This is a genomic window from Pseudomonas sp. SJZ131 (genome assembly GCF_007828705.1).
Taxonomy (GTDB): domain Bacteria; phylum Pseudomonadota; class Gammaproteobacteria; order Pseudomonadales; family Pseudomonadaceae; genus Aquipseudomonas; species Aquipseudomonas prosekii.
This window is the reverse complement of record NZ_VIVC01000004.1, coordinates 12,827-33,790: the sequence shown is the minus strand read 5'-3', so window position 1 is coordinate 33,790 and position 20,964 is coordinate 12,827. Positions and strand designations below refer to the sequence as shown.

Here is a 20,964-nt window from a genome sequence, read left to right as displayed (position 1 = left end):
AGAGGGAGTGGATGACACGCTTTTGGACAGATCGCCGCATGAATATCAATGTGACATTACTGGGGCGATTGTTTAGGATGGCACCCATAAGGTCAATAGTTTGGCATAAACTAAATAGCTAAAAACTATAGCCAAATAGTTGACACAAAATAGCGTCAAACTAATGAACTAATCTACATAAGTACGTCCAGACTGCTTTGACGAAATCGTCATCAGGTCCATGGAAGTCAACTGAACGTGACACCCGGAGAGTCTTCAATGAGCAGTGTTGTTGCCATCGTCAAAAGCATTGTTGGTCAGGTTTTCGTGGTGTCCCCAGAGGGCGTCCGGCGCGTACTCGTTGAAGGCGACCGACTGTTTGTTGGCGATCAGGTAGACACCGGCGTTGCGGGTGCCGTCTCGCTCGAATTGGCTGATGGCCGCACCCTCGATCTGGGCCGCGATACTCAGTGGAGCGGCGCCGATCCGGATTCCAGCACCGACCTGGCAGAAGCCACCGCGCAAGCCGCGCCATCGGTTGAAGAATTGCAGCAGGCGATCGTTGCCGGCGCCGACCCGACCCAAGACCTCGAAGCCACCGCTGCGGGCCCAACCGCCGCAGGCACTGGCGGCGCGGCTGGCGGCGGCCACAGTTTTGTGATGCTCGATGCCACCGCTGGCCGGGTCGACCCGACTATTGGTTTCCCGACGGCGGGCATCGACTCGGCAGCAGCGATCACCCAGGAAGATGTCGCCGGGCAGACCGACAACAATGCTAATACCAACAACACTGGCAACAATGCTGCCGTCGTCGATCAGCCCTCGACGCTGACCTTGACCGCCACGCCGACCATCTCCGAGGCCGGCGGCGTTCTGGTTTACACCGCGAACCTGACTCAGGCACCGACCAGCGCCCTGACCATCACTTTGTCGAATGGCTCGGTGATCGTGATTCCGGCCGGCCAGACCACCGGCACCGTCAACGTGCCAGTGGCGCCGAACGACACTGTTTATAACGACGCGACCCAAATCGACGTCAGCGTGACCGGCATCGCTGGCGGCACCGGCATCGTGGTTACCCCGCCGACCGTACCGGCGACGACTCAAGTTACCGACACAATCGATACCACCACCGTCACTTTGACTGCCGGCGGCACGGTTACTGAAGGCGGGCAGATTACTTACACCGCTACGTTGACTAATCCGGCGCAGACGCCGGTTACCGTGACGCTGTCGAACGGCTCGACGATTGTTATTGATGCTGGCAAAACCGTTGGGACTGTTGATGTTCCCACTGCTGCGAATGATGTTTATCAGAACGGCAGCACTGTCAGCACCACGATCACTGGCACTACTGGCGGCAACTTCGAAAATCTGGTGCCGAATCCGGTGCCAGCCGTCACGACCATTACCGATTCCGTCGACACCACCACCGTCACTTTAACGGCAGGTTCGACGGTCACCGAAGGCGGCCAGATCACCTACACCGCCACGCTGACCAACGCAGCGCAAACGCCGGTTACCGTGACTCTCTCAAACGGTTCGACCATCACCATCGACGCCGGCAAAACTACTGGCACTGTTGATGTTCCTACCGCCGCCAATGACGTCTATCAGAACGGCAGCACCGTCAGCACCACGATCACTGGCACCACCGGTGGCAACTTCGAAAATCTGGTGCCGAACCCGACGCCAGCGGTAACTACTATTACCGATTCGGTCGACACTACTACCGTCACTTTGACCGCAGGTTCGACGGTCACCGAAGGCGGCCAGATCACCTACACCGCTACGCTGACGAACCCGGCGCAGACGCCGGTTACCGTGACCCTGTCTAACGGTTCGACGATTGTTATTGATGCTGGCAAGACCGTTGGGACTGTTGATGTTCCAACCGCCGCGAATGATGTCTATCAGAACGGCAGCACTGTCAGCACCACGATCACTGGCACTACTGGCGGCAACTTCGAAAACCTGGTGCCGAATCCGGTGCCAGCGGTAACTACTATTACCGATTCGGTTGATACCACTACCGTTACTTTGACGGCGGGCGGCACTGTTACTGAAGGCGGGCAGATTACTTACACCGCTACGCTGACTAACCCGGCGCAGACGCCGGTTGCTGTAACCCTGTCGAACGGTTCGACGATTGTTATTGACGCTGGCAAGACCGTTGGGACTGTTGATGTTCCGACAGCGGCCAATGATGTTTATCAGAACGGCAGCACTGTCAGCACCACGATCACTGGCACTACTGGCGGCAACTTCGAAAACCTGGTGCCGAATCCGGTGCCAGCCGTAACTACTATTACCGATTCGGTTGATACCACTACCGTTACTTTGACGGCGGGCGGCACTGTTACTGAAGGCGGGCAGATTACCTACACCGCCACGCTGACTAATCCAGCGCAGACGCCGGTTACCGTGACCCTGTCGAACGGTTCGACGATTGTTATTGATGCGGGCAAAACCGTTGGGACTGTTGATGTTCCTACCGCTGCGAATGATGTTTATCAGAACGGCAGCACTGTCAGCACCACAATCACTGGTACTACTGGCGGCAACTTCGAAAATCTGGTGCCGAATCCGACGCCAGCCGTCACGACCATTACCGATTCCGTCGACACCACCACCGTCACTTTAACGGCAGGTTCGACGGTCACCGAAGGCGGCCAGATCACCTACACCGCCACGCTGACCAACGCAGCGCAGACGCCGGTTACCGTGACTCTGTCGAACGGTTCGACCATCACCATCGACGCCGGTAAAACCACTGGCACCGTTGATGTTCCAACCGCCGCCAATGATGTTTATCAGAACGGCAGCACCGTCAGCACCACGATCACTGGCACCACCGGCGGCAACTTCGAAAACCTGGTGCCGAATCCGACGCCAGCCGTCACGACCATTACCGACTCGATCGACAACACCGGCCTGAGCCTCACCGCCACTGGAACTGTCGTCGAAGGCGGCCAGATCACGTACACCGCAACATTGACCAACCCGGCCGGCACGCCGATGACCGTGACCTTGAGCAATGGCTCGGTCATCACCATCGACGCCGGTAACACCACCGGCAGCGTCATCGTCAACACGGCGCAAAACGACGTTTACACCAATGGCAGCACCGTCAGCACGACAATCACCGGCACCACTGGCGGTAATTTCGAGCAACTGACGCCGAGCACCGAGCCGGCGCTGACCACCATCACCGACTCTATCGACAACACCGGCCTGAGCCTCTCGGCGTCCACCGATGTGGCCGAGGGCGGTTCGATTGTCTACACCGCCAACCTGACCACCGCGGCCGGCACGCCAGTGACCGTGACCCTGAGCAACGGCGCGGTGATCACCATCGCGGCCGGCGCCACCAGCGGCTCCGTGACCGTCGCGGCCCCGGCCGATGACGTCTATAAAGACGCCGGCAAAGTCGAAGCGACCATCACCGACGCCAGTGGCGGCAACTTCGAAAATCTGATCACCAACCCGGCTGCGGCCGTGACCAACGTCGCCGACACCATCGACACCAGCACCGTTTCGCTGACCGCCACTCCGAGCGTCGCCGAGGGCGGCACCGTCGTCTACACCGCATCCGTAACCGCGCCGGTCACCGGCGCACCCGTCGTCGTGACCTTGTCGAACGGCCAGACCATCACCATCCCGGTTGGCGCCAGTTCCGGCACCGTGAACTTCGTTGCCCCGAACGATGCATTGGCCGGTGGCAGCTCGCTGAGCGTCAAGATTGATGACGCGCAGGGCGGCAATTACGAGAAGCTGGATATCGACGGCAAACCGGCTGACACCGCGGTTACCGATACCCAGGACACGACCAACCTGAGCCTGAGCGCGACTGACTCGGTGGCTGAGGGTGGTTCGATTGTTTACACCGCCACGTTGACCAATGCGGCGGGTTCGCCGGTTACGGTGACGTTGTCGAATGGTGCTGTGATCACCATTGATGCGGGTAAAACCGTTGGTACTGTTTCCGTTCCGGCGCCGAGCGATGACGTCTATAAAGACGCCGGTCCGGTTCAGGCAACGATCACTGGCGCGACTGGTGGCAACTTCGAGAATTTGGTACCTAGCACCGTTCCAGCCGTTACCGAAGTCACCGATACCATCGATACTTCGACGGTGAAACTGACCGCTACTGATAGCGTTGCTGAAGGCGGCACCGTGGTTTACACCGCCACGGTTGGCCAGCCAGTGACTGGCAGCCCGGTTACCGTGTCGTTGGCCAACGGCCAAACCATCACCATCGAAGTCGGCAATACCACCGGCACCGTGAATTTTGTTGCGCCGAACGATGCATTGGTTGGTCAAGCCGCTCTGAACAACTCGATCACTGGCGTAACCGGCGGCAACTACGAAAACCTCGTAGCCGATAACACCCCGGTCACCACCACCGTGACTGATACCGCCGACACCACCAATCTGTCGCTAAGCGCGACCGGTTCGGTGGCTGAAGGTGGTTCGATCGTTTATACCGCCACGCTGACCAACGCGGCGGGTTCGCCGGTTACCGTGACCTTGTCGAACGGCGCGGTGATCACCATCGACGCCGGCAAAACCTTCGGCACCGCGACCGTTGCGGCACCGACCGATGACGTCTACAAAGACGCCGGCAAAGTCGAAGCGACCATCACTTCGGCAACCGGTGGCAATTTTGAGAATTTGGTGCCTAGCACCGTTCCAGCAGTTACCGAAGTCACCGATACCATCGACACGTCGACGGTCAAACTGACCGCTACCGATAGCGTCGCTGAAGGTGGCACCGTTGTTTACACCGCGACCGTTGGCCAGCCAGTAACCGGCAGCCCAGTCACCGTGAGCCTGGCCAACGGCCAAACCATCACCATCGAAGTCGGCAACACTACTGGCACCGTGAACTTCGTAGCGCCGAACGATGCGTTGGTTGGTCAAGCGGCGCTGAACAACTCAATCACCGGCGTAACCGGCGGCAACTACGAGAACCTGGTCGCTGATGCAACGCCGGTTTCGACCACGGTCACCGACACCGCCGACGCCACCAATCTGTCGCTGAGCGCTACTGCCTCCGTCGCTGAAGGCGGCTCGATTGTCTACACCGCCACGCTGACCAACGCGGCGGGCTCTCCGGTCACCGTGACTTTGTCGAACGGCGCGGTGATTACCATCGACGCGGGCAAAACCTTCGGCACCGCGACCGTGCCAGCGCCGACCGATGACGTCTACAAAGACGCCGGTTCGGTTCAGGCAACGATCACTGGCGCGACTGGCGGCAACTTTGAGAATTTGGTGCCTAGCACCGTTCCGGCCGTCACCGAAGTGACCGATACCATCGACACGTCGACGGTCAAACTGACTGCGACCGACAGCGTGAGTGAAGGCGGGACGGTTGTTTACACCGCAACCGTCGGCCAGCCCGTAACCGGCAGCCCGGTCACCGTGTCGTTGGCCAACGGCCAAACCATCACTATCGAAGTTGGTAACACCACCGGTACTGTCAACTTCGTCGCACCGAACGATGCGTTGGTCGGTCAGGCCGCTCTCAGCAATTCGATCACCGGCGTAACCGGCGGCAACTACGAGAACCTCGTAGCCGATGGCACCCCAGTCACCACCACCGTGACCGACACCGCCGACACTACCAACCTGTCGCTGAGCGCTACTGGCTCGGTGGCTGAAGGTGGTTCGATTGTTTACACCGCCACGTTGACGAACGCCGCTGGTTCGCCAGTGACAGTAACTCTGTCGAACGGCGCGGTGATCACCATCGACGCCGGCAAAACATTCGGCACCGCGACCGTTGCGGCACCAAGCGACGACGTCTACAAAGACGCCGGCAAAGTCGAAGCAACCATCACTTCGGCAACCGGTGGCAACTTCGAGAACCTGGTGCCTAGCACCGTTCCGGCCGTTACCGAAGTGACCGATACCATCGATACTTCGACGGTGAAACTGACCGCTACTGATAGCGTGGCTGAAGGCGGTACCGTGGTTTATACCGCGACCGTCGGCCAGCCAGTGACTGGCAGCCCGGTTACCGTGTCGTTGGCGAACGGCCAAACCATCACCATCGAAGTCGGCAACACCACCGGTACTGTCAACTTCGTCGCACCGAACGATGCGTTGGTTGGTCAAGCGGCGCTGAACAACTCGATCACGGGTGTGACTGGCGGCAACTACGAGAACCTGGTCGCCGATGCCACTCCGGTCACCACCACGGTTACTGACACTACCGACACCACCAACCTGTCGCTGAGCGCGACCGGTTCCGTGGCTGAAGGTGGTTCGATTGTTTATACCGCCACGCTGACCAACGCGGCGGGTTCGCCGGTTACCGTGACCTTGTCGAACGGCGCCGTGATCACCATCGATGCCGGCAAAACCTTCGGCACCGCGACCGTGCCAGCGCCGACCGATGACGTCTACAAAGATGCCGGCAAAGTCGAAGCGACCATCACTTCGGCAACCGGTGGCAACTTCGAGAACCTGGTACCGAGCACGGTTCCAGCCGTCACCGAAGTTACCGATACCATCGACACGTCGACGGTCAAATTGACCGCTACCGACAGCGTCGCTGAAGGCGGCACGGTGATTTACACCGCGACCGTCGGCCAGCCAGTGACTGGCAGCCCGGTTACCGTGTCGTTGGCCAACGGCCAAACCATCACCATCGAAGTCGGCAACACCACCGGCACCGTCAACTTCGTCGCACCGAACGACGCATTGGTCGGCCAAGCGGCGCTGAACAACTCGATCACGGGTGTGACTGGCGGCAACTACGAAAACCTCGTCGCCGATGGCACTCCGGTCACCACCACGGTTACCGACACCGTCGACACCACCAATCTGTCGCTGAGCGCCACCGGCTCCGTCGCTGAAGGCGGCTCGATTGTCTACACCGCCACGCTGACCAACGCGGCGGGCTCGCCGGTTACCGTGACCTTGTCGAACGGCGCGGTAATCACCATCGACGCGGGCAAAACCTTCGGCACCGCGACCGTTGCGGCACCGACCGATGACGTCTACAAAGACGCTGGCAAAGTCGAAGCAACCATCACTTCGGCTACCGGCGGCAACTTCGAGAATCTGGTGCCAAGCACCGTTCCTGCGGTAACAGACGTCACTGACACCATCGACACGTCGACGGTGAAACTGACCGCTACCGACAGCGTTGCCGAAGGCGGCACCGTCACCTACACCGCGACCGTCGGCCAACCAGTGACTGGCAGTCCGGTTACTGTGTCGTTGGCGAATGGACAGACGATCACCATCGAAGTCGGCAACACCACCGGTACTGTCAACTTCGTCGCACCGAATGACGCACTGGTTGGTCAAGCACCAGTGACTAACTCGATCACCGGCGTAACCGGCGGCAATTACGAGAACCTCGTCGCCGATGGCACCCCGGTTACCACCACCGTGACCGATACCGCTGACACCACCAATCTGTCGCTTAGCGCTACCGGTTCGGTGGCTGAAGGTGGTTCGATTGTCTACACCGCGACGCTGACCAACGCGGCGGGTTCGCCGGTTACCGTGACCTTGTCGAACGGCGCGGTGATTACCATCGACGCCGGCAAAACCTTCGGCACCGCGACCGTCGCAGCACCGTCGGATGATGTTTACAAAGACGCTGGCAAAGTCGAAGCAACCATCACTTCGGCAACCGGTGGCAACTTCGAGAACCTGGTGCCAAGCACCGTTCCAGCCGTCACCGAAGTCACTGACACCATCGACACCTCGACGGTCAAACTGACTGCGACCGACAGCGTTGCTGAAGGCGGGACGGTGGTTTACACCGCCACCGTCGGCCAACCAGTGACTGGCAGCCCAGTTACTGTGTCGTTGGCGAATGGCCAAACCATCACCATCGAAGTCGGCAATACCACCGGCACCGTGAATTTCGTTGCTCCAAACGATGCACTGGTCGGCCAAGCACCGGTCACCAATGCCATCACTGGCGTTACCGGCGGCAACTACGAGAACCTGGTCGCTGATGCAACGCCAGTTTCGACCACGGTTACCGATACCGTCGACACCACCAATCTGTCGCTGAGCGCGACCGGCTCCGTCGCTGAAGGTGGTTCGATTGTTTACACCGCGACGCTGACCAATGCGGCTGGCTCGCCAGTCACCGTTACTCTGTCGAACGGCGCGGTGATCACCATCGACGCGGGCAAAACCTTCGGCACTGCGACCGTTGCTGCACCGACCGATGACGTCTATAAGGACGCCGGTTCGGTTCAGGCAACCATCACTGCCGCGACCGGTGGCAACTTCGAGAACCTGGTGCCAAGCACCGTTCCAGCCGTCACCGAAGTGACCGACACCATCGACACCTCGACGGTAAAACTGACCGCTACCGATAGCGTCGCTGAAGGTGGCACCGTTGTTTACACCGCGACCGTCGGCCAACCAGTAACCGGCAGCCCAGTCACCGTGAGCCTGGCCAACGGCCAGACCATCACCATCGAAGTCGGCAACACTACTGGCACCGTGAACTTCGTAGCGCCGAACGATGCGTTGGTTGGTCAAGCTGCTCTGAACAACTCAATCACCGGCGTAACCGGCGGCAACTACGAAAACCTCGTAGCCGATAACACCCCGGTCACCACCACCGTGACTGATACCGCTGACACCACTAACTTGTCGCTGAGCGCGACCGGGTCCGTCGCTGAAGGTGGTTCGATCGTATACACCGCCACCCTGACCAATGCCGCTGGTTCGCCAGTGACAGTAACCCTGTCGAACGGTGCTGTGATCACCATCGACGCCGGCAAAACCTTCGGCACCGCGACCGTGCCAGCGCCGACCGATGACGTCTACAAAGACGCTGGCAAAGTCGGAGCAACCATCACTTCGGCTACCGGTGGCAACTTCGAGAACCTGGTACCGAGCACGGTTCCGGCCGTCACCGAAGTCACCGACACCATCGACACCTCGACCGTCAAACTGACCGCCACCGACAGCGTCGCTGAAGGCGGGACGGTGGTTTACACCGCCACGGTTGGCGCGCCGGTCACTGGCAGCCCGGTCACCGTTTCGTTGGCCAACGGCCAGACCATCACTATCGAGGTCGGCAACACCACCGGCACCGTCAACTTCGTCGCACCAAACGATGCACTGGTCGGCCAAGCGGCGCTGAACAACTCGATCACCGGCGTAACTGGCGGCAACTACGAAAACCTCGTCGCCGATAACACCCCAGTTACCACCACCGTGACCGACACCGCTGACACCACTAACTTGTCGCTGAGCGCTACCGGTTCAGTCGCTGAAGGTGGCTCGATTGTTTACACAGCTACCCTGACCAACGCCGCTGGTTCGCCGGTCACCGTGACCTTGTCGAACGGTGCCGTGATCACCATCGACGCCGGCAAAACCTTCGGCACCGCGACCGTTGCGGCACCGAACGATGACGTCTACAAGGACGCCGGTTCGGTTCAGGCAACCATCACTGGCGCGACTGGTGGCAATTTTGAGAATCTGGTGCCAAGCACCGTTGCGGCCGTTACCGAAGTTACCGATACCATCGACACCTCGACGGTCAAACTGACCGCAACCGACAGCGTCGCTGAAGGCGGCACCGTTGTTTACACCGCCACCGTCGGCCAGCCTGTTACTGGCAGCCCAGTCACCGTGTCGTTGGCCAACGGCCAAACCATCACCATTGAAGTCGGCAACACCACTGGCACCGTGAATTTCGTTGCTCCAAACGACGCACTGGTCGGCCAAGCACCGGTCACCAATGCCATCACTGGCGTTACCGGGGGCAACTACGAGAACTTGGTCGCTGACGCAACGCCGGTTTCGACTACGGTTACCGACACCGTCGACACCACGAATCTTTCGCTGAGCGCTACCGGTTCCGTCGCTGAAGGTGGTTCGATCGTATACACCGCGACGCTGACCAACGCGGCGGGCTCGCCAGTCACCGTTACTTTGTCGAATGGCGCGGTAATCACCATCGACGCCGGCAAAACCTTCGGCACCGCGACCGTTGCGGCACCGAGCGATGACGTCTACAAAGACGCCGGCAAAGTCGAAGCGACCATCACTTCGGCAACCGGTGGCAACTTCGAGAACCTGGTGCCAAGCACCGTTCCTGCGGTAACAGACGTCACTGACACCATCGACACGTCGACGGTGAAACTGACCGCTACCGACAGCGTTGCCGAAGGCGGCACCGTCACCTACACCGCGACCGTCGGCCAACCAGTGACTGGCAGTCCGGTTACTGTGTCGTTGGCGAATGGACAGACGATCACCATCGAAGTCGGCAACACCACCGGTACTGTCAACTTCGTCGCACCGAATGACGCACTGGTTGGTCAAGCACCAGTGACTAACTCGATCACCGGCGTAACCGGCGGCAACTACGAGAACCTCGTAGCCGATGCCACTCCGGTCACCACCACGGTCACTGACACCGCTGACACCACCAATCTGTCGCTTAGCGCGACCGGTTCGGTGGCTGAAGGTGGTTCGATCGTTTATACCGCGACCCTGACTAACGCCGCTGGTTCGCCAGTGACAGTGACTCTGTCGAACGGCGCAGTGATCACCATCGACGCGGGCAAAACCTTCGGCACCGCAACCGTCGCAGCACCGACCGATGACGTCTACAAAGACGCCGGCAAAGTCGAAGCGACCATCACTTCGGCAACCGGTGGCAACTTCGAGAATCTGGTGCCAAGCACGGTTCCGGCAGTAACAGACGTCACTGACACCATCGACACTTCGACCGTCAAACTGACCGCAACCGAAAGCGTGAGTGAAGGCGGCACCGTGGTTTACACCGCCACCGTTGGCCAGCCAGTCACTGGCAGCCCGGTTACTGTGTCGTTGGCGAATGGTCAGACGATCACCATCGAAGTCGGCAACACCACCGGTACTGTCAACTTCGTCGCACCGAACGACGCATTGGTCGGTCAAGCGGCGCTGAACAACTCGATCACCGGCGTCACTGGCGGTAATTACGAGAACCTCGTCGCCGATAACACCCCGGTCACCACCACCGTGACTGACACGACCGACGCGACCAATCTGTCGCTGAGCGCGACCGGTTCCGTGGCTGAAGGTGGTTCGATCGTATACACCGCGACGTTGACCAACGCGGCGGGTACGCCAGTGACCGTGACTCTGTCGAATGGCGCGGTAATCACCATCGACGCGGGCAAAACCTTCGGCACCGCAACCGTCGCAGCACCGACCGATGACGTCTACAAAGATGCCGGCAAAGTCGAAGCGACCATCACTTCGGCAACCGGTGGCAACTTCGAGAATCTGGTGCCAAGCACCGTTCCAGCCGTCACCGAAGTCACCGATACCATCGACACCTCGACGGTCAAACTGACCGCCACCGATACCGTCGTTGAAGGCGGCACCGTCACCTACACAGCGACCGTTGGCCAGCCAGTGACTGGCAGCCCAGTCACCGTGTCGTTGGCCAACGGCCAAACCATCACCATCGAAGTCGGCAACACCACCGGCACCGTCAACTTCGTCGCACCAAACGATGCACTGGTCGGCCAGGCCGCTCTGAACAACTCGATCACCGGCGTAACCGGCGGCAACTACGAAAACCTCGTCGCTGATAACACCCCAGTTACCACCACCGTGACCGACACCGCTGACACCACGACCCTCAGCCTGAGCGCGACCAACTCCGTCGCCGAGGGCGGGTCGATCGTCTACACCGCCAACCTGACCAATGCTACCGGCACACCGATGACGGTGACGCTGAGCAACGGCGCGATCATCCTTATCGCAGCCGGTGCCACCAGCGGTTCCGTAGCCTTCGCCGCTCCGGCCGATGACGTCTACAAAGACGCCGGTAAAGTCGAAGCCACGATCAAGGAATCAACCGGCGGCAACTTCGAAAACCTGGTCACCAGCCCAGTAGCCGCCGTCACAACTGTGACGGATACCATCGACACGTCGACCGTCAGCCTCACCGCGACATCGAGCGTCGCTGAAGGCGGCACCGTTGTTTACACCGCTTCCGTTTCGGCGCCAGTGACCGATTCGCCAGTGGTCGTCACACTGTCCAGCGGCCAGACGATCACTATCCCGGTCGGCGCGAGCAGCGGCTTCGTCAACTTCGTTGCACCGAACGACGCCTTGGCGGGCGGCGCTTCGTTGAGCGTGAAAATCGACGACGCGACGGGCGGCAACTACGAGAAGCTGGAAGTTGACGGAAAACCGGCGGATACGACGGTTACCGATACCACAGACACCACGAACCTCAGCCTGTCGGCTACAGATTCGATCGCTGAAGGTGGCTCGATTGTTTACACCGCCACTCTGACCAACGCCGCTGGCACGCCAGTGACCGTGACGTTGAGCAACGGTGCAGTCATCACCATCGACGCCGGCAAAACCTTCGGCACCGCGACCGTGCCAGCGCCGACCGATGACGTCTACAAAGACGCTGGCAAAGTCGAAGCAACCATCACTTCGGCTACCGGTGGCAACTTCGAGAACCTGGTGCCAAGCACCGTTCCCGCCGTCACCGAAGTGACCGACACCATCGACACCTCGACGGTAAAACTGACCGCTACCGACAGCGTCGTTGAAGGCGGCACCGTGGTTTACACCGCGACCGTCGGCCAGCCCGTAACCGGCAGCCCGGTCACCGTTTCTTTGGCGAATGGCCAAACCATCACCATCGAAGTCGGCAACACTACTGGCACCGTGAACTTCGTAGCGCCGAACGATGCGTTGGTTGGTCAAGCGGCGCTGAACAACTCAATCACCGGCGTAACCGGCGGCAACTACGAGAACCTGGTCGCTGATGCAACGCCGGTTTCGACCACGGTCACCGACACCGCCGACGCCACCAATCTGTCGCTGAGTGCGACCGGTTCGGTCGCTGAAGGTGGTTCGATTGTTTACACCGCCACTCTGACCAACGCCGCTGGCACGCCAGTGACCGTGACGTTGAGCAACGGTGCAGTCATCACCATCGACGCCGGCAAAACCTCCGGCACCGCGACCGTTCCAGCGCCGTCGGACGACGTCTACAAAGACGCCGGAAAAGTCGAAGCGACAATCTCTACCGCGACTGGTGGCAACTTCGAGAACCTGGTGCCTAGCACCGTTCCTGCAGTCACCAACGTCACCGACACAATCGACACCTCGACCGTCAAACTGACCGCGACCGGCACCGCTGCTGAAGGTGGAACCGTCACCTACACCGCCACCGTCGGCCAACCCGTAACCGGTAGCCCTGTCACCGTATCGCTGGCCAACGGCCAGTCGATCACCATCGACATCGGCAAAACCGTCGGCACCGTTACCACTATCGCGCCAAACGACGCGCTGGCCGGTAACGCACCGCTGACCAACTCGATCACCAACGTCACGGGCGGCAACTACGAAAACCTGGTCGCCGACAAAACCCCGGTCAGCACCACCGTGACCGACGTGGTCGACACCACCAACCTGTCGCTGAGCGCCACCAACTCGGTAGCCGAAGGTGGCCAGATCACCTACACCGCCACCCTGACCAACGCCGCTGGCACGCCAGTCACCGTGACGCTGAGCAACGGCGCAGTCATCACCATCGACGCCGGCAAAACTTCCGGCACCGCGACCGTGCCAGCGCCGTCCGACGACGTCTACAAAGATGCCGGCAAAGTCGAAGCGACCATTTCCTCGGCAACTGGTGGCAACTTCGAGAACTTGGTGCCTAGCACCGTTCCTGCCGTTACCAACGTCACCGACACCATCGACACCTCGACCGTCAAACTGACCGCGACCGGCACCGCTGCTGAAGGTGGAACCGTCACCTACACCGCGACCGTCGGCCAGCCAGTTACTGGCAGCCCGGTCACCGTATCGCTGGCCAACGGTCAGACGATCACGATTGAACTCGGCAAAACCGTCGGCACCGTCACCACCCTCGCGCCAAACGACGCGCTGGCCGGTAACGCACCGCTGACCAACTCGATCACCAACGTCACTGGCGGCAACTACGAAAACCTGGTTGCCGACAAAACTCCGGTTTCGACCACGATCACTGACACCGTCGACACCACCAACTTGTCGCTGAGCGCAACCAACTCGGTCGCTGAAGGTGGCTCGATTGTTTACACCGCGACGTTGACCAACGCGGCAGGTTCGCCAGTCACCGTTACCCTGTCCAACGGTGCAGTCATCACCATCGACGCCGGTAAAACCTCCGGCACTGCGACCGTGCCAGCGCCGTCCGACGACGTCTACAAAGACGCCGGCAAAGTTGAAGCGACTATTTCCTCGGCAACCGGCGGCAACTTCGAGAATCTGGTGCCTAGCACCGTTCCTGCAGTCACCAACGTCACCGACACTATCGACACTTCGACCGTCAAACTGACTGCAACCGGCACCGCCGCTGAAGGTGGAACCGTCACTTACACCGCGACCGTCGGCCAACCCGTAACCGGCAGCCCGGTCACCGTGTCGCTCGCCAACGGCCAGTCGATCACCATCGACATCGGCAAAACCGTCGGCACCGTTACCACCCTCGCGCCAAACGATGCGCTGGCCGGTAACGCACCGCTGACCAACTCGATCACCAACGTGACGGGCGGCAACTACGAGAACCTGGTCGCCGACAAAACGCCGGTTTCGACCACGATCACTGACACCGTCGACACCACCAACCTGTCGCTGAGCGCTACCGGTTCCGTGGCTGAAGGTGGCTCGATTGTTTACACCGCTACGCTGACTAACGCCGCTGGCTCGCCAGTGACCGTGACGCTGAGCAACGGCGCAGTGATCACCATCGACGCCGGCAAAACCTCCGGCACCGCGACCGTGCCAGCGCCGTCCGATGACGTCTACAAAGATGCCGGCTCAGTTCAGGCAACCATCACTGGCGCGACCGGCGGTAACTTCGAGAACCTGGTGCCTAGCACTGTTCCTGCCGTTACCAACGTCACCGACACAATCGACACCTCGACCGTCAAACTGACCGCGACCGGCACCGCTGCTGAAGGTGGCACCGTCACCTACACCGCAACAGTCGGCCAACCAGTCACCGGCAGCCCGGTCACCGTATCGTTGGCAAACGGTCAAACGATCACGATTGAACTCGGCAAAACCGTCGGCACCGTCACCACTATCGCGCCAAACGACGCGCTGGCCGGTAACGCGCCGCTGACCAACTCGATCACCAACGTCACGGGCGGCAACTACGAAAACCTGGTCGCCGACAAAACCCCGGTCAGCACCACCGTGACCGACGTGGTCGACACCACCAACCTGTCGCTGAGCGCCACCAACTCGGTAGCCGAAGGTGGCCAGATCACCTACACCGCCACCCTGACCAACGCCGCTGGCACGCCAGTGACCGTGACGTTGAGCAACGGCGCAGTCATCACCATCGACGCCGGCAAAACCTCCGGCACCGCGACCGTGCCAGCGCCGTCCGATGACGTCTACAAAGACGCCGGCACCGTCCAGGCAACGATCAAAACCGCCACCGGTGGCAACTTCGAGAACCTGGTCCCAAGCACCACGCCAGCAATCACCAACGTCACCGACACGATCGACACTTCGACCGTCAAACTGACGGCAACCGGCACTGCTGCTGAAGGTGGCACTGTCACCTACACCGCAACAGTCGGCCAACCAGTCACCGGCAGCCCTGTCACCGTATCGCTGGCCAACGGCCAGTCGATCACCATCGACATCGGCAAAACCGTCGGCACCGTCACCACTATCGCGCCAAACGACGCGCTGGCCGGTAACGCACCACTGACCAACTCGATCACCAACGTGACGGGCGGCAACTACGAAAATCTGGTCGCCGACAAAACCCCGGTCAGCACCACCGTGACCGACGTGGTCGACACCACCAATCTGTCGCTGAGCGCCACCAACTCGGTAGCCGAAGGTGGCCAGATCACCTACACCGCCACCCTGACTAACGCCGCTGGCTCGCCAGTGACCGTGACGCTGAGCAACGGTGCAGTCATCACCATCGACGCCGGCAAAACCTCCGGCACGGTCAACGTTGCAGCACCTGCCGATGACGTTTACAAGGATGCCGGTTCGGTTCAAGCGACCATCACCAGCGCCACCGGTGGCAACTTCGAGAACCTGGTGAAAAGCAGTGTGCCGGCCGTGACCGCCGTCACCGACACCATCGACCGGGCTGAAGTCAGCATCAGCGGCAGCAGTTCGGTGACTGAAGGTCAGACCGCCAGCTACACCGTCAGCCTGACCCACCCGGCGCAAACCGAAGTGACGCTGAAAATCGTCTACAGCGGCACCGCCGCCGACGGTTCGGACTTCACCGGTGTGTACACCGTGAAAATCCCGGCCGGCGCGAGCAGCGCCAATTTCAACGTGGCGACGATCGACGACAAGATCACCGAAGGCACTGAAAACTTCGTGGTCAAAATCGATTCGGCAGTCGGTGGCAACTTCGAGAACCTGGCGATCAGCGCTTCCAACGGCAGCGTCAGCACCTCGATCATCGACAACGACGCACCGCCGGTCATCGATCTGGACGCGAACAATTCCAGCGGCGCCACCGGGGCCAACTACAACGTGACCTTCACCGAAGGCACCACCGGCCAAGGCGTTTCCATTGCTGACACCGATCTGAAAATCACCGACCCGGACAGCACCATGCTGACCGGCGCGACCATCGTGTTGACCAACCGTCAGGACGGCGATGCACTGAACCTCGGCAATAGCGTCAACGGCATCAGCATCAATGCCAACAGCACCAACGGCACCGTGACGCTGACCTTGTCGGGCACCGCGTCGCTGGCCGATTACATGCAGCAGATCAAGAACATCAGCTTCACCAACAACAGTGAAAACCCGAGCACCGTACCGCGCACCATCACCGTTACCGTGACCGATGGCGGCAACTACTCCAACGTCGCCACGACCACCGTTAACGTGGTCGCCGTCAACGACGCGCCGACCGCTGCACCGGTCAACGTCACCGGCACCGAAGACACCCCGCTGGTACTCGGCTGGTCGACCTTCGGCGTCAGCGATGTCGACAGCCCGGCGGCGAGCCTCGGTGTGAAAATCACCGGCCTGCCGGTCGAAGGCAAGTTGCAGTACCTGAACGGCTCGACCTGGACCGACGTCAGCAACAACCAGACCTTCAGCAAGGCTGACATCGACGCTGGCAAGTTGCGTTTCACCCCGGACACCAACGAGTCCGGCACCAACGGCTACGGCGGCACCGGTCTGGGCAACAATCAGGCGGATTACGCACAGATCAAATTCCAGCCAACCGACGGCCAACTGTTGGGCAACACCGGCACCATCAAAATCGACATCACGCCAGTGGCGGATGCACCGACCCTGACCGTCGCTGATAACGCGGTGAAATCCACCGGGCTGATCAAGGAAGTCTGGACCGGCCTGTCGGGCCTCGGCACCGACGGCAGCGGCGCACCTTCGGCGACCCTCAAAGCAGTGATCGACGCGGCGGGCACCCCGAACTCCAGCACCACTGTGACCAACGTCCAGTCCGACGGCAGCGTCAACGCCGGCACGGCCTCGAAAACGTCCGGCCTGATCTACCTCGAAGCCGGCAAGACCTACAGCTTCAGCGGCACCGGCGATGACAGTTTGCTGGTGACCATTGGCGGCAAAAACGTCGCGTCGGCCCTGTGGGGCGCGGGCGGCACTTTGAGTGGCTCGTACACGCCGACCGCCAGCGGTTACTACACCCTGGACATCTACCACCACAACCAGAGTGGCCCGGGCAGCTACGACGTCAACCTGTCGGTGAATGGCGCCGCGGCGGTCGATCTGAGCAGCGCTGGCGTGCCGCTCTACACCGGCATCGCCGACCTCGCCGCTTCCGGCGTGACCGTTTCCGATCTGCACGGCAGCAACGGTGAGGGTTACTACGACGGCTACAAACTCAACACCGGCGCCGAAGGCACCAGCGTGCATTTGTCTGCGGTGAAAACTGCACTGACCGACACCGACGGCTCCGAAAGCCTGAGCGTGAAAATCAGCGGCATCCCGGCAGGTTCGGTGCTGACCGACGGCGCGGGCCACACCTTCACCGCCAGCGCGACTTCCGGCGAAGCCAACGTCACTGGCTGGAACCTCGGCACACTGACCGTGACCCCGCCGCCGTACTACAACGGCCAGTTCAACCTGACCGTGACCTCAACCTCGACCGAGGCGCTGGGCGGTTCGGCGGTGTCCACGGCGCAGATTCCGGTCACCGTGTTCCCGGCCACTTACACCGCGATCACTGGCACCTCCGGGAGCGACACCGTGACCGGCACCGACGGCAACGACATTATTGTCGGCGACATCGGTGGCCTGACCGTGGTGCCGGGCACCAACTACAACATCGCGTTCATGGTCGACAGCTCGGGCAGCATGAGCAGCGCCTCGATCACCGCCGCGAAGAACTCGCTGACCACCGTGTTCAACACGCTCAAGCAAAGCATGGGCGGCAATGCGGGCACCGTGAATATCTTCCTCGCGGACTTCGATACCCAGGTCAACAAGTCGGTGTCGGTGAATCTCAACGACCCGAACGCGCTGGTCCTGCTCAAAGCGGTACTGGATTCGATGGCGTCCGGCGGCGGCACCAACTACGAGGACGTGTTCAAAACCACGGCCAACTGGTTCCTCAGCCCGGATGCCTTGGCCAATACCGGTGCGAAGAACCTCACGTACTTCATCACCGACGGCCAGCCGACTTACTACCAGACCAACGAGCAGACCAACCCGACGCTGTACAGCAACGTCAAGTTTGATGACGTGGTGAAAACCAGCAACTACAAAATCGGCGATACGTTCGCGACGTACATCGACAACACGCACTACCTGAGCATCAACAGCAATGGTGTGGCGACCATGCAAACCTACAACTCGTGGTGGGGCTGGAGCTCGACGACCCTCGGCACCGTTCACGCGCAGGGCGACGGCACTTACGAGTTGTCATCGTTGGCGGGCAGCGGCAGCAGCACCGACAACGCCACGACCAACAATTCGGGTAGCGGTTTTGCACTGCTGAACAACTTGTCGAACGTGGAAGCCATCGGCCTCAACAAAGACGTGACTCTGGCCGACCTGAAACCTTACGACTCGGACAAGACGCCACAAACCAACATTGATCCGAAAGACCTCGCCAACTCGATCATCGGTCACACCGAAGCGACGCTGCCGGGTTCCGACACGGTCAATGGCGGTGACGGCAACGACATCCTGTTCGGCGATCTGGTGAGCTTCAACGGCATTGCCGGCGAGGGTTATCAGGCGATGCAGGCGTTCGTCGCGCAGCAAACCGGCGTCGAAGTCAGCAAAGTCACGACCAGCAACGTGCACCAGTTCATCACCGAGAATTACAGCGTGTTCGACGTGTCCGGCGCCCATGACGGCAACGACACACTGCTAGGCGGCGCGGGCAATGACATCCTGTTCGGCTCGGGCGGCAACGACCTGCTCGATGGCGGCAAGGGCAATGACATCCTGCTCGGCGGCACCGGCAACGACACGCTGATCGGCGGGTCGGGCAACGACATTCTGATCGGTGGTTCGGGCGCCGACACCTTTGTCTGGAAGTCGGGCGACACCGGCACGGACGTGATCAAGGACTTCAAGGCCAGCGAAGGTGACCGCATCGACCTGCGCGATTTGTTGCAGGGCGAAACCGGCAGCACCATCGACAACTTCCTGAAGATTTCCACGGTCGATGGCGTGTCGTCGTTGCAGGTCAGCTCGGCCGGCAAGTTCAACTCGGGCGACGCTGCCGCCGCTTCGCCGGACGTGACGATCAAACTGGAAGGCAACAACTGGTCTTCGGCCAACTTGCACAGCTTGATTGCCGGTAGCGATCCGACCATCAAAGTCGACCACAACAACAGCTGATACAACGTAAAACGGCCGCCCTTATGGGGCGGCCGTCACGTTTTCCGACAGCCTACCGGTGACGATTTCGTCGCCGCACCGCATACTCGCCAACAGTTGGCCTATGCTGCTGACAGCATGACGCTGGTTCACTTCTGAGGGATGCTCAATGTTTTACGTGCAACGCGATGCGCAAGGCCAATTAGTGCGCGTGGAAGCCGCGGCTTATGCCGAGGCCACGGAAACACTGCCGGCCGACAATCACGAGATCCAGGCCTGGTACGCCAACGAGGTGATGGAATCGAGCCTCAAACAGCTCAAGCAGAGCGACCTGGAAATGATCCGGGTACTCGACGACTTGATCCAGGTGCTGACCAGCAAAGGCGTGATCCGCGTCACCGACCTGCCGGCCGCCGCCCAAGCCAAACTGATGGACCGGACCCAGGCCCGGGAAGCGTTGGGCGGGTTGAGTCATTTGATTGATGTTGATGAGACCGGGTTGATCTAGGGATCAGTTGGTTCGCGGCGAGGAGCTTGCGCCCACTTCGCAATGGTTCTTTGCTTGAACTTGAATCTCCCTTGGCCTGAAGAGGGGCTGAAGAGCCACCCCTCACCCCAGCCCTCTCCCCATAGGGGCGAGGGGGAAAGGGAGCAGATCTTCATGCTCTTCAGGACCTGAGTTCGACTCGATATTTCAGGTCGATGTATCTCCAAGAACAACACGGTCGATCCCCTCGCCCCCTCTGGGAGAGGGTTAGGGGTGGATCTCAATGCTCTTCAGGACCTGAATTCGACTCGATATTTCAGGTCGATGTATCTCCAGGAACAACACAGTCAGTCCCCTCGCCCCTCTGGGGAGAGGGTTAGGGTGAGGGGTGGATCTCAATGCTTTTCAGGACCTGAGTTCGACTCGATTTTTCAGGTCGATGTATCTCCAAGAACAACACGGTCGATCCCCTCGCCCCTCTGGGGAGAGGGTTAGGGTGAGGGGTGGATCTCAATGCTTTTCAAGACCTGAGTTCGACTCGATATTTCAGGTCGATGTAACTCCAAAAACAACACGGTCAGTCCCCTCGCCCCTCTGGGGAGAGGGTTAGGGTGAGGGGTGGATCTCAATGCTTTTCAAGACCTGAGTTCGACTCGATATTTCAGGTCGATGTAACT

The 20,964-nt window shown here is 60.4% G+C and carries 2 protein-coding genes and 1 pseudogene; all 3 read left to right on the top strand.

Annotation, left to right across the window (positions count from 1 at the left end):
• Positions 1–258: 258 nt before the first annotated feature.
• Positions 259–13,986: pseudogene (locus tag FBY12_RS18135) on the top strand (retention module-containing protein); the annotation flags it as partial.
• Positions 13,987–14,013: 27 nt separating this feature from the next.
• Entirely contained in the window at positions 14,014–19,821 is a 5,808-nt protein-coding gene (locus FBY12_RS28165; protein ID WP_371927497.1) for an immunoglobulin-like domain-containing protein, read from the top strand.
• Between the two features lie 148 nt (positions 19,822–19,969).
• A complete protein-coding gene (locus FBY12_RS18130) occupies positions 19,970–20,308 on the top strand; it encodes a tryptophan synthase subunit beta (protein WP_092275341.1) in 339 nt (112 codons plus the stop codon).
• The last annotated feature ends 656 nt before the right edge of the window (positions 20,309–20,964 follow it).

Bases quoted from the DNA above. Each gene is read 5' to 3' on its own strand.
- FBY12_RS18130 (WP_092275341.1), top strand. From the start codon at position 19,970: ATGTTTTACGTGCAACGCGATGCGCAAGGCCAATTAGTGCGCGTGGAA.